Genomic DNA, 12,839 nt, shown 5'->3' on the forward strand with positions numbered 1-12,839 from the left:
TTGCCATTTAAAGCTATGATGAATGATGTAACAGGCGAATATTCGACATTATTTGCACCATATTTAGGTGCTGTTGGCGCATTCTTCTCCGGTTCGAATACAGTATCTAACTTAACTTTTGGTAGCGTACAATTATCAACTGCAGAAATTACTGGCATTTCCACTACTTTAGTATTAGCATTACAATCAGTAGGTGGCGCAATGGGTAATATGGTTTGTATCAATAACATTTTAGCCGTCCGCTCAGTCTTGAATATTGAAAACCAAGAAGGCCTAATCATCAAGAAAACGGTTGTACCAATGTTTATTTATGGTGTGATTGCTGCCTTAGTCGCGGTGATGATTATTCCTCTTATCTATGAGCTATAACATAAAGCGGTACAATAAAATTTAAATTTGAATATTTTTATCATTTTATTCAAGCATACAAAAGGAAGTAATTTTACTTCCTTTTGTCATTTATAACATATTAAATGCAATTATTTCTTATTTTTATTTAAATGTGGGGGTTCTGTTATGAACGTAAATTTTTATGTCACTTGCTTAGCAGATATTGTTAAAGCTGGCGTGGCAAAAAACAGCGTATTACTACTGGAAAAATTAGGTTGTAATATTATCTTTTTAGAAAAACAAGGTTGCTGTGGTCAACCTGCAATTAATAGTGGTTATGCGAAACAAGCATTAGCCGGAATGAAAACATTAGTTGAAACCTTTGAAGTCAGTGATTATCCCATTGTTGCTCCTGCCGGTTCTTGTGTTTATGCAATCAAAAATTATCCTGAATACTTTAATCGTTTTGGTGAAGCTGATTGGGCAATACGTGCCGAGAAAGTAGCAAAACGTTTTTATGATCTAACCGATTTTATTGTGAATGTGCTAAAAGTAACTAATGTCGGCGCACGTTTAACCGGTAAAGCCGTTTACCATCCTTCTTGTAGTTTGACGCGTAAATTAGGTGTAGTAAATGAACCGCTTACCCTACTACAAAATATTCAAGGATTACAATTACTCCCTATTCACAACCAACAAACTTGTTGTGGTTTTGGGGGGACTTTTGCAGTCAAAATGGCAGAGATATCAGGTGAAATGGTCACAGAGAAAGTGGCTAATATTACTGAAGTTGATCCCGAATACTTAATCGGTGCTGATGTAAGTTGCTTAATGAATATTGCCGGTCGTTTAAACCGAGAAGGCAAAAACGTAAAAGTGATGCACATTGCAGAAGCATTAATGCAAGAATAAAGGGGGGGAATAAAATGTCACATTTACAAACTAGCAATCTCCCATTTAAACAACGCGTTGATCAACAAGTACATAATGAAATAATGCGCAAAGCGGTAATAAACGCGCAAGAAACTATCGGTCAAAATCGATGAATTAGGCCATTGGGAAGAATGGCGTGATCTTTCTAAACAATTCCGTAACCACGTTTTAGCTAATTTAGATGCTTATTTATATCAATTAAGCGAAAAAGTTAAGCAAAATGGGGGGCATGTTTTCTTTGCAGAAACGGCAGAAGAAGCGACCGCTTATATTCGAAAAGTTGCCTTAGCCCAAAAAGCAAAAACAATTGTTAAATCAAAATCAATGGTGACTGAAGAAATTGGTATGAATCACGTCTTAGAAGCTGAAGGCATCAACGTGGTTGAAACAGACCTTGGTGAATATTTACTGCAAATTGTAAGCGATAAACCTTCGCATATTGTCGTACCTGCTATCCATAAAGATCGCCATCGTATTCGTAAAGAATTACACGAAAAATTAGGCTATACAGGCAGTGAACAGCCTGAAGAAATGAATGCATTTGTGCGTAAAACGTTACGAAAAGATTTCTTAAATGCTGATATTGGTATTTCGGGCTGTAATTTTGCAGTAGCAGAGTTTGCTTAGTTACTAACAAAGGCAACTTACGTTTAGCGACAACCTTACCCAAAACACATATTGCCGTAATGGGAATGGAACGTTTAGCCCCCACTTTCAAAGAAGTAGATGCTTTAATTACAATGCTTTGCCGTAGTGCGGTAGGCGCAAAATTGACCGCATATAATACTTGGTTAACAGGCCCTCGTCTTGAAGGTGAAACAGATGGCCCTGAAGATTTCCACTTAGTTATTGTTGACAATGGTCGGTCCAAAATTCTAGCAAGTGAATTTGCTTAAGTATTACGTTGTATTCGTTGTGGTGCTTGTTTAAATACTTGCCCAGCTTACCGTCAAATTGGTGGCCATGGTTATGGCTCAATTTATCCAGGCCCAATTGGTGCCGTGATTTCACCATTATTAGGCGGTTATGATGAATTCAAAGATTTACCCTATGCTTGTTCGTTATGTACCGTGTGTAATAGCGTTTGTCCGGTCAAAATTCCATTGGCGCAATTAATTCTTAAACACCGCGAAAAATTAGTTGAAGAAGGAAGAACGCCAAAAGGTGAGCAACTCGCGATTAAAGGGTTTAGCTTTGCGAATTCACATCCAAGCCTTTGGGGAGCGGGCGTAAAAATAGGTGCCAAAATTGCAGCTAAATTCATTAAAAATGGCAAAGCGCCGTTACAACCTGGTGCGTTAGGTGAATGGACAAAAGCACATGATTTACCCAATCCGGAAGGTCAAAGTTTCCGTGAGTGGTTTGCAAATCGTAAATAATTATTTATTACCAACATAATTGTCCAAAATTCATTAACTTTTTAATGTGCGTATTAAATACGCCTTTACTGGATTACTCAATGAACATAGAAAATCGAGAAAACTTCTTAAATAAACTTGCTCAATGTATGGGCAGAGAACGCAAATTAGTGCCTGATCAAATGGAAACACCGGTTAATGATCACCCATCTACACGTTTAACCGACTTATCACAAACAGAATTATGTAATGCATTCATCAATTTTGCTAAAGTATTATTAGTTGATGTTGTCGAAACCAACGAAACAGAGGTAGCAGAAGCAATGTTAACTATGTGAGAAATATGGCGGTGGCAATATTATCTTAAATAACGATAACCGCCTGCAAGACCTTGGCATCACTGACGCAATCAAAACAAAATTCAATCACTATGTTTGGGATTTTACCCATCAAGATGAAAACATTATTCAAGCAGAAAAAGCAAATATTGGCATTGTCTATGCAGAATATAGCTTAGCCTAATCTGGCGGAATTGTATTATTTTCAACCAAAGATAATGGCCGTTCAACTAGCTTATTACCGACTACTTCAATTGTAGTTGTGCGTAAAAGCAGTATATTACCACGCGTTGCTCAACTCGCAGAGATACTGCATCAAAAAGCACAAGCTGGCGAACGTATCCCATCTTGTGTCAATATTATCTCTGGCCCAAGCGCTACGGCAGATATTGAATTAGTTAAAGTCGTTGGCGTGCACGGCCCCGTCTCTAAAATTTACATTGTTATTGACGATCTATAACTAACATTTGTTAGCTTTTGCTAAATAACTTAGCACGCATTTTACGTAATGGCTAGTTCCCCAACAATATTTATCTAATCTACTAAACTCTTTTGGAACTTATTACATCTATAATGGTCTTATGAAAAGTAGGCTTTTAACCATACACAAACAGGAGTAAAAAATGAAACTACAAACCACGCTATTCTCAATGATAGGCTTGTTAGCAAGCATCTCTGCACATGCAACCATAATGCAACAAAGCTCAGAGAATGAAATCACCAAAGTTGTATATGCTTGTAAAGATAAAAATACACTCGACGTTATTTTCGTGAATACTGATAAAGATTCTTATGCGATCATCAATCAAGTAGATGAAATGATCCCAATGAAAAATGTAAAATCTGCCTCAGGTGCGGTGTATAAACCCATTAACCCTAATTACGACTATGAATTAGCCACAAAAGGAAACACAGCAACACTCCTAGCCAACGATAAACCAATCATTGAAGAATGCACACTAGAATAGTTCTAAGATATGGAAATGAGTAAAAAAGGATTTGCATATTAGGAATGGTCCCCCCTACCGGACTTGAACCAGTGACCAAGCGATTATGAGTCGCCTGCTCTGACCAACTGAGCTAAGGGGGGATATGAGAACGATGAGTATTATACGAAAAATATCATTGTTCGTCTATAGATATGCTTTATGTTCGCATAAAAAACAAGCAAAATAATCAATTACTGATTATTTATCACGCCAAATCAAGCTTGCCATTCTACCTGTTTTGCCTTCGCGCCGATAAGAAAAAAAATGTTGTTTTTCTAAACAAGTACAGTGTTGTCCACCGCTAATATGCTTAATGCCTAAATATGTTAATCGTTGAATAGCCATTTGGTAAAGATTGCCTAAAAATTTACCGCTTGTGCTTGGATCAGGACTAAATGCCGATTCTGCATTCTCATCAAACATACAAAACTGCTCAACCACTTCCTTACCCACTTGAAATGCGCTCGGCCCTATCGCAGGACCAAGCCACACCATAATCTCTGCCGCGGCACAACTAAATTCAGCTAAAGTATTTTCCAAAATACCATCACATAGTCCACGCCAACCTGCGTGAGCGACAGCGATCTCCGAACCATCTTGGCTACAAAAAAACACCGGTAAACAATCGGCAGTTATCACTAAACCGACTTGATTAGGCTGATCAGTATAAACCGCGTCAGCCTCAAAATTATCGCCCCAATAAGGTAACCGAATCACGCGTGTACTATGTGTTTGCGTTAAAAACAGAGGCAAATTAAACCGCTCCACCAGTAATTGACGATTACGTATTACATTCTCAATATTATCACCAACATGCGCCGCCAAATTAAAACTATCAAAAGGAGCTTGACTAACGCCACCTTGTCGAACCGTTGTAAATGCGTGAATATGCGGTAATGCCTGCCACCTGGCAATCAATTTGTTCATCTATATTCCATTCCCGATTAAATCAACCGCTATTTACGTACTGCTATAGCTTCTATTTCTAACTTAACATCTTTCGGTAAACGTACAACCTCAACACAAGAACGCGCAGGAAATGCCGGATGATTATTTGCTTTAAAGAACGCTTCATATTCTGCATTCACCACCGCAAAATCATTTAAATCTTTAACAAATACGGTTGTTTTAACAATATCTGCTACCGTTAAATTAGCTTGTTGAATAATCGCCTTAACATTTTCTAATGATTGGCGAGTTTGCTGAACAATATCTGTCGCAATTTCATCGGTCTGTGGATTCATCGGTATTTGCCCAGAAGTAAAAACAAGATTACCTAAATCAACGGCTTGTACATAAGGACCTATCGCCGCAGGCGCATTTTCGCTATGAATGACTTTAGCCATCTAAAACTCCTTTTTAATAATGAAAAATAACAGATTTAATGGTAGTATCTCAGCTCTTTTATTTCTAGTCTAAAAAAATTATGAGCATTAATGTTACTGAGATTGTTCTCCATCAACTTGATCAAGTAGCAAGTGAACCTGCTACACTCAACACCATCTTAAGAGATAACCTCTTAACCATCAACGCGGATGTAGAACAAATGATGCTACAACTCCATCAAGCTTACCAAAATAAAACCAAAGCTTATGGAATTTTTAAAACAGAATCTGTTTTTGCACAACAATTAAACCGCTTATTAGAACAAGAACTCGAATTCTTACCTTTCAGCCATCATTGTGCCAAAATGTTAGCGACCGAATTGATCAAATATCCTTTTGTCTCAGGCAGTACATTTATTTTATGTCGTTACCATTTTTTGGCAACAGACTATTTATTCATTGCCTTAATTGATAGCCAACGGTCTATATTAGTCAATGATGAATTAGATGTAAAACCCACTGAATACTTAAACATTAGCCAATATGATATTGCTTGTCGAATTAATTTAACTGAATTAAAAATAAATGCAAAATCGAACCGCTATTTAACCTTTATTAAAGGTCGCGTGGGTAGAAAAATTGCCGATTTCTTTATGGATTTTTTAGATGCAGAAGAAGGACTCAATCCACAACTACAAAATCAAACCTTATTACAAGCCGTCAACGACTTTTGTGAACAAGGTGAACTTTCCTTACCACAAACTCGTGAAGTAAAAAAACAGGTGTTTGAATATTGCAAAGCACAAATCAACAATGGCGAAGAATTGATGTTACAAGAATTAGCGAATACAATGCCCACCTTAAATAATCTTAATTTCACACAATTTACACAAGAAAAAGCGTACGACTTAGCGAAAAATATTCCGCCTGTCCGAAATGCCTTAAAAACATTAAAGAAATATGTCGGCGCCGGTAAAGGCGTATCCATTAGTTTTGACGCAGAATTATTAGCAGAACGCATTATTTGGGATGAACTAAATGACACATTGACAATCAAAGGATTACCAGCAAATTTACGTGATCAACTAACACGTAATAAATAAATGGAAAAAGTTGTTTAACTTAAGTATTATTTCTCTCTCATTTCGACAATTCAAAGGCTAATAACTATATGAAAATAAAATCTCTTTTAGCGATTGCTTTACTTGCTGTGGGCGTAACTGGTTGTTCAACAATCAAAAAAGTAGTCTACCGTATTGATGTACCTCAAGGTAACTACTTAGAGCAAGATAAAATTGATCAAGTAAAAATTGGTATGAATAAAACACAAGTTCAATACCTACTTGGTACGCCTATGCTAAAAGACATCTTCCATCTAGAACGTTGGAATTATATTTTTATTAAACGTGAAGGTTATAATGATCCTGTTCAACATACATTATTTATCTACTTTGATAAAAACGGCTTAGTAAAAGATATCCAGCTAGATAAACCTATTCTTGAAGCAGAAAGCCAACAAGATATGCCAAAACAAACGGAAAACATGCCCAAATAAGGCACAAAAGCTCACTATATGTGAGCTTTTTATTTCTAACAACATATAAACCAATTTAAATATATTATTCAAGCTAAGCCACTAAAGACGGGCTGATTTCCATTCAACCACCACTCAGCGCGTTGAATTGTTAGCAGCACTTGGGCAACGTATTTGTATAATAATTAAATTTTCAAAGTGTGTCACACATTCTAATAAAGGCTTATTTTAGCGCTTGATCACAAGGTTAAATTATTGTAAAGTTTGGTTAGTTATTTAATTCTTATAGAAGCTATTATGTTCAAAGTTTTTTCAACTATTTTTATTAATATAATAAGTATGGCTACGTTTGCACAAATGTCGCCCGCAAACTCATCAGAAATGACAAATCAATCGCCCAATATCATTACGTCTGAACCCAAATATAAAATATCAGCAATTGATACCAAAATTCTTATCCGTCAATTAAATAATATAGAGCAATGCCTTTTCCCTGAACTTGCAGGACCAAACCACCAAAATATTTATAACGAATGGCCCGTACTTGAAAATATCACAATGGACTATTTTCAGTCAAATATTCTAAAAGAATTGATTGGTGCTGAAAATCTTGAAACAATCGAACAAGATGCAGCATCACAAGCTTATTTTGAAAATTTATATGAACAATATAATCATCAAATTGCTAATGTGGATAAAGCTCGTTGCGAGAATTTCAAACCGATCTACCAAGAAATAAAACAACGAATTTCAACGAGTATTCCACAAATTTATAAATAAGTTTTTTACCCTATAAAATTAATTTTTTATATATGGTTTTTAACAACTATCATTTAGCTTTTATCAAATTATATCAAGCCCCAAAAACTAAAGCGCTTAAATTTGTGAAGAATTAAGCGCTTTGTTATATAGATTAGCTTTCGTTATGAATTTCTAAATTGGTTGCTTGTTTCGCGACTTTGGCTTTATCATTACGGGCACAAGCAATTGCATCAAGGTAATTTTTATCTACATCACCGGTGATATATTTGCCCGTAAATACCGAAGCATCAAAACTATCAATATTAGGATTTTCTGTTTGAATAGCTTTATACAGTGCATCAAGATCTTGGAAAATCAATTTATCCACACCGATCATTTTAGCCACGTCTTCCACAGAGCGGTTATACGCGACTAATTCTTCGCAAGTTGGCATATCAATGCCATATACATTCGGATAACGAATTTCTGGTGCGGCTGAAGCAAAGTAAACTTTTTTAGCACCTGCTGCGCGTGCCATTTCTACAATTTGTTCTGACGTAGTTCCCCGAACAATTGAATCATCAACTAGCAATACATTTTTGCCTTTAAACTCCGTTGGAATAGCATTTAATTTACGGCGAACAGAGCTTTTTCGTTGTGCTTGTCCAGGCATAATAAAGGTGCGGGCAACATAACGATTTTTGACAAATCCTTGACGATATGACTTGTAAAGAACATTAGCAATGCGGACTGCGATATCATTAGATGTTTCAGGAATAGGGATAACAACATCAATTTCATCAACCAATCTTCCCCACTCATTTTTAATTTTTTCGCCAAGTAATTCTCCCATATGTACTCGTGCGCTATAGACTGAAACACCATCGATCACGGAATCTGGGCGCGCAAAATAAACATATTAAAAAATACAAGGGTTTAATTTATGCTTATCGGCACAAATAGCGGAATATAATTCACCATCGAAGGTAACATAAATTGCCTCTCCTGGTTGCACATCTCGTACAAATTCAAAACCAACAATATCAAGCGCAACGCTTTCAGAAGCAAACATATATTCAGTTTGACCCGCTACCATGCGTTTACCTAAAACAAGCGGTCGAATTCCAAATGGGTCACGGAAAGCGACCATACCGTGTCCTACAATCATAGCAATACAAGCATAAGCGCCACGAATCACTTCATTTGTTTTACGAACTGTTTCAAAAATATTTTCAGCCGTTAAATAAGCGGTAGTATTTTGATCAAGATAATGTGCAAAAATATTTAATAAAGACTCAGAATCTGAATTGGTATTCACGTGGCGTCGAGCTTCATTATAAAGACATTCTTTTAATTCACTATTATTCGTTAAGTTGCCATTATGCACTAAGGTTAAACCAAAAGGTGAATTCACATAGAAAGGCTGAGCTTCTGATACACTTGATGATCCAGCCGTTGGATAACGTACGTGACCGATACCCGCATTTCCTTGCAAACGCAGCATATGTTCTTGATGAAATACATCGCTTACTAAGCCATTTGCTTTGCGTAAGCGGAAACAATTTTCTTCATCAATGGTCACAATACCTGCCGCATCTTGACCACGATGTTGAAGCAATGTTAATCCATCATAAATCACCTGATTGACTGGCGATTTCCCAATAATGCCGACAATGCCGCACATAATTAAAAACCTCTCTATTTAGTAGTAGTCGTAGAATTTAAAAAACTTGAATTAGCTTGTAATTGTTCAAAGAACCATTTCACAATAAAATCGAAATGCGGAATAAGTTGAGATTCCTGCCATAATTCAGTTTGGTTTGATGTTGTAAAAGTATCTATGAAAAATAAAATAGCGGCTACAATCAAAATACCGCGTAATGCTCCGAAAGCAATGCCCAATACTCGATCTGTCACAGATAAACCTGTGGTGTTAATAATTTTACTTAGTAATGCATTAACAATCCCACATAAAATTAATGTGGTAATAAATAAGATAGCCGCCGCTATGCCATTACGTAAGTATTCTGAATTTTGAAGATAAACTGAATCAATTTCATTTAGGTAACTGCTCAAATAAGGATAAAACGTACTCGCGACAAAGAAAGCGGCAATCCATCCTGAAAGAGAAAGCACTTCACTTATAAATCCTCGCCAAAGACTAACTAAGATAGAAAAAGCAATTAAGCTAATGATAATTGTATCAATCATAAAAACCCCAAAAGGCGAATCGCCTATATTTTACAAAAAAAGAAAACGTTTGCGTAGTGCAAAAATAATAAAAAACGAAACAAATATGTTACAAAAAAATAATAAGTGGTTTATTTCTGCAAATTCTTAGCAAAATCCAACCGTTTGCATATATTATGCGGGATGATAACCAACATCTTCTAATGTTGGGTTATTTGCGCCGAGTTTAGCCAGTTCATCGCATATTTCATTTTCATAATGACCTGAGTGCCCCTTTACCCATTTCCATTCTATGGAATGTATTTGAATTTTTTCATCCAATAATAACCAAAGATCTTTATTCTTCACCGCTTTACCATTTGCTGTTTTCCAGTTCGATTTTTTCCACTTAAAGATCCATTTAGTAATCCCATTTTTCATATATTGACTGTCTGAATAAAGGGTTACATTACAGGCTTCTTTTAACATTAAAAGCCCTTCAATTACTGCACGTAATTCCATACGATTATTCGTTGTTTGAAAATATCCTTGACTCACTTTTTTCTGATGCTGATTATAACGTAATACTACACCAATTCCGCCAGGACCAGGATTTCCCAAACAAGAACCATCGGTAAAAATGTTAACTGATTTCATTTTTTTAACCGCTTCTAGTTTTGCACTAACTGAGTTAAGCTTGTCGCTAATTGTTCAAACATCATATAACGCTTACGATACATTGATCGTTTATTACTCGCAATTTCGGCTAATGGCTTGAGTGTTAACTCTCTAGGAATCTGCCAATAAATACCATTACATTGTGCATTGTTTTCTTGCCAAAATTGGTCATAATTAAATAATAAACGAGAATGATCATTCCAACGATATTTAACTTGATCTTTATGTGCAATGCCGAATAATTCTACATTTAACTGCTGACTCAATAATTTAAATACGGTGATCAACATAAACATTGGGCGAACGCCATGCAATTCTTTAGTTACTTTTTTGATCATCGCTTGTGCATCTTCTTGATTAGTTCCTTGAATAGATGCAATCAGTAAGCCATTCGGCTTAATAAAAGAAAAACTTGCGTGATAAATCATCATATCTTGATGATCTCTTAACGTGATCGCCCAAAATCCTTCTAATGGATCAAGTTGATTCGCCATCAGACAAATCTTTAAATTATCTGTTAACTTAGCCATTTCTATACTTTTACCCTCACTTAATGCTCTACAAAGCGCTAAAGGCAATAATTTTTCCATTAACATAAAATTAGTTAAGATCGCTTCTAGCCGTTCGGATTTATTAAATGATCGGTTACAATATTTTTCTAAGAGCGTATTAACTCGGTAAGGTTCATGATTAAATAAAGGTTGCCATCGTGTATTATGCTGAAGATAGTGTACAAACTGCTGACGTTCTTTATTACATAAGATCGTTCTGAATTGATAACGAATATATTCTTTTACCTTTTTCACGATTCTTGCTTCATTAGCGTACATTTGGCTAAATGTCGGAAACGAATACGTTTTTTTCATTATTTTTCCTTGAAAATCTAAATATATATAAACGACAAAGCCGTACCTAATTCAACATTAGGTACGGGCTTTCCTTATACACAATAACTAAAATCGTAGGATAGCGTTATTTTTTATTCAATTGTGGAATAACATTATTTTGTACAGATAATAAACCTGCGTCCGTATAAACAGCTAGTTTATCACGTGTATCAACAATGTCTAAATTACGCATAGTTAATTGACCTATACGATCAGCAGGGGTAAAAGGTGCATCTTCGACTTTTTCCATACTTAACCGCTCTGCTTGATAAGTTAAATTAACCGATTCAGTATTTAAAATGCTGAAATCATTACCACGCCGTAATTCTAATGTTACCGTGCCCGTAATTGCTTTTGCGACCCAACGTTGTGCCGTTTCTCGTAACATTAACGCTTGAGGATCAAACCAACGACCTTGATATAATAAGCGCCCTAAACGCAAGCCATTGATACGATATTGTTCTATCGTGTCTTCATTATGAATACCCGTCACTAAACGCTCATAAGCAATATGTAATATTGCCATTCCTGGCGCCTCATAAATTCCACGTGATTTTGCTTCAATAATACGGTTTTCAATTTGATCTGACATACCTAAGCCGTGACGGCCACCGATACGGTTTGCTTCTAAGATTAATTCAACTGCATCATCAATCCGTTTACCATTTAAAGCAACAGGGATCCCTTCTTCTAAAGTGACCGATACAATTTCTGGTTTAATGTCAACCGATTCATCCCAAAATGCAACGCCCATAATTGGCTTGACAATTTTCATATCCGTGCCAAGTTCTTCTAAATCTTTTGCTTCGTGGGTAGCGCCTAACATATTTGAATCAGTCGAATATGCTTTTTCAACAGACATTTTATAATCAAAGCCGTTTGAAATTAAAAATTGTGACATTTCAAAACGACCGCCAAGCTCATCAATAAAAAGCTGATCTAACCAAGGTTTATAAATTTTTAATTTTGGATTAGTTAATAAGCCATAGCGGTAAAAACGTTCAATATCATTACCTTTAAACGTCGAACCGTCCCCCCAAATATTCACATTATCTTCTTTCATTGCTGCCACAAGCATTGTGCCTGTTACTGCTCGGCCAAGCGGTGTAGTATTGAAATATGGAATACCACCTGTTGAAATATGAAATGCTCCACATTGAATTGCGGCAATTCCTTCGTGAGCTAATTGAGTACGACAATCAATTAAGCGGGCATTTTCTGCACCATATTCCATCGCTTTGTTTGGAATTGCATTGTAATCATTTTCATCTGGTTGGCCTAAATTGGCAGTATATGCATAAGGTATTGCACCTTTTTTACGCATCCAAAGTAACGCGGCTGAAGTATCCAAACCACCTGAGAAAGCGATACCAACCTTTTGACCTAATGGGAGAGATTCTAAAATCGTTGCTGACATACTAATTCCTATAATCTTTATGCGTGGAAACTCTGAAGCAAACGGTTGCGTTTACGACATTCTAGTTATTCTATTTCAAATAAATAAAAATTACATCTAAAATTTAAGCCAATAACGAATAATAAGCGGTCTAATTTACT

Annotated in this window: 11 protein-coding genes, 1 tRNA gene and 4 pseudogenes; 8 read left to right on the forward strand and 8 right to left on the reverse strand. The window is 36.0% G+C overall.

From position 1 onward, the window contains the following. Positions 1–24: 24 nt before the first annotated feature. The 5 genes and pseudogenes from BMX01_RS05155 to BMX01_RS05185 all read left to right on the forward strand — a co-directional run. Positions 25–369: pseudogene (locus BMX01_RS05155) on the forward strand (L-lactate permease); the annotation flags it as partial. A 147-nt stretch (positions 370–516) separates the two neighbouring features. Continuing rightward, on the forward strand, positions 517–1,242 hold the full coding sequence (locus BMX01_RS05160; RefSeq protein WP_074647889.1) for a (Fe-S)-binding protein: 726 nt from the start codon (positions 517–519) through the stop codon (positions 1,240–1,242). Positions 1,243–1,256: 14 nt separating this feature from the next. After that, a pseudogene (locus tag BMX01_RS07780) lies at positions 1,257–2,642 on the forward strand (LutB/LldF family L-lactate oxidation iron-sulfur protein). An 80-nt stretch (positions 2,643–2,722) separates the two neighbouring features. After that, a pseudogene (locus BMX01_RS05180) lies at positions 2,723–3,419 on the forward strand (LutC/YkgG family protein). 163 nt (positions 3,420–3,582) lie between these two features. Next, entirely contained in the window at positions 3,583–3,927 is a 345-nt protein-coding gene (locus tag BMX01_RS05185) for a c-type lysozyme inhibitor (RefSeq protein WP_064082925.1), read from the forward strand. Positions 3,928–3,972: 45 nt separating this feature from the next. Here the strand turns inward: BMX01_RS05185 and BMX01_RS05190 are convergent. The 3 genes from BMX01_RS05190 to BMX01_RS05200 form a co-directional block, all read right to left on the reverse strand. Beyond that, positions 3,973–4,049 (reverse strand) — tRNA-Ile (locus BMX01_RS05190). Positions 4,050–4,146: 97 nt separating this feature from the next. Next, entirely contained in the window at positions 4,147–4,875 is a 729-nt protein-coding gene (pgeF, locus tag BMX01_RS05195; RefSeq protein ID WP_064082924.1) for a peptidoglycan editing factor PgeF, read from the reverse strand. A gap of 29 nt (positions 4,876–4,904) precedes the next feature. Next, positions 4,905–5,294, reverse strand: a complete 390-nt coding sequence (locus BMX01_RS05200) for a RidA family protein (RefSeq protein WP_064082923.1) — start codon at positions 5,292–5,294, stop codon at positions 4,905–4,907. Between the two features lie 80 nt (positions 5,295–5,374). Here BMX01_RS05200 and yejK point away from each other — a divergent pair, with 80 nt between their 5' ends. The 3 genes from yejK (at position 5,375) to BMX01_RS05215 (ending at position 7,587) form a co-directional block, all read left to right on the forward strand. Continuing rightward, on the forward strand, positions 5,375–6,376 hold the full coding sequence (yejK, locus tag BMX01_RS05205) for a nucleoid-associated protein YejK (RefSeq protein WP_064082922.1): 1,002 nt from the start codon (positions 5,375–5,377) through the stop codon (positions 6,374–6,376). Between the two features lie 68 nt (positions 6,377–6,444). After that, entirely contained in the window at positions 6,445–6,828 is a 384-nt protein-coding gene (bamE, locus tag BMX01_RS05210; RefSeq protein WP_064082921.1) for an outer membrane protein assembly factor BamE, read from the forward strand. A gap of 273 nt (positions 6,829–7,101) precedes the next feature. Beyond that, a complete protein-coding gene (locus BMX01_RS05215; protein ID WP_412556281.1) occupies positions 7,102–7,587 on the forward strand; it encodes a DUF5358 family protein in 486 nt (161 codons plus the stop codon). Between the two features lie 133 nt (positions 7,588–7,720). Here the strand turns inward: BMX01_RS05215 and purF are convergent. The 5 genes and pseudogenes from purF to argG all read right to left on the reverse strand — a co-directional run bounded on the left by purF (position 7,721) and on the right by argG (position 12,699). After that, positions 7,721–9,232, reverse strand: a pseudogene (gene purF, locus BMX01_RS05220) (amidophosphoribosyltransferase). A gap of 14 nt (positions 9,233–9,246) precedes the next feature. Then, complete coding sequence (locus BMX01_RS05225; RefSeq protein ID WP_064082919.1) at positions 9,247–9,759, reverse strand: CvpA family protein; 513 nt, start codon at positions 9,757–9,759, stop codon at positions 9,247–9,249. Between the two features lie 153 nt (positions 9,760–9,912). Further along, positions 9,913–10,374 carry a ribonuclease HI gene (gene rnhA, locus BMX01_RS05230; protein ID WP_064082918.1) on the reverse strand — a complete coding sequence of 154 codons (462 nt, stop codon included), beginning with the start codon at positions 10,372–10,374 and terminating at the stop codon, positions 9,913–9,915. A 14-nt stretch (positions 10,375–10,388) separates the two neighbouring features. Next, the gene (locus BMX01_RS05235; protein ID WP_064082917.1) at positions 10,389–11,261 is read right to left on the reverse strand and encodes a VirK/YbjX family protein; all 873 of its coding nucleotides are present in this window, start codon (positions 11,259–11,261) and stop codon (positions 10,389–10,391) included. A 106-nt stretch (positions 11,262–11,367) separates the two neighbouring features. After that, a complete protein-coding gene (gene argG, locus BMX01_RS05240) occupies positions 11,368–12,699 on the reverse strand; it encodes an argininosuccinate synthase (RefSeq protein WP_064082916.1) in 1,332 nt (443 codons plus the stop codon). Positions 12,700–12,839: the final 140 nt, after the last annotated feature.

It is taken from the genome of [Haemophilus] ducreyi, from assembly GCF_900109315.1.
GTDB classification, from domain to species: Bacteria; Pseudomonadota; Gammaproteobacteria; order Enterobacterales; family Pasteurellaceae; genus Haemophilus_B; species Haemophilus_B ducreyi.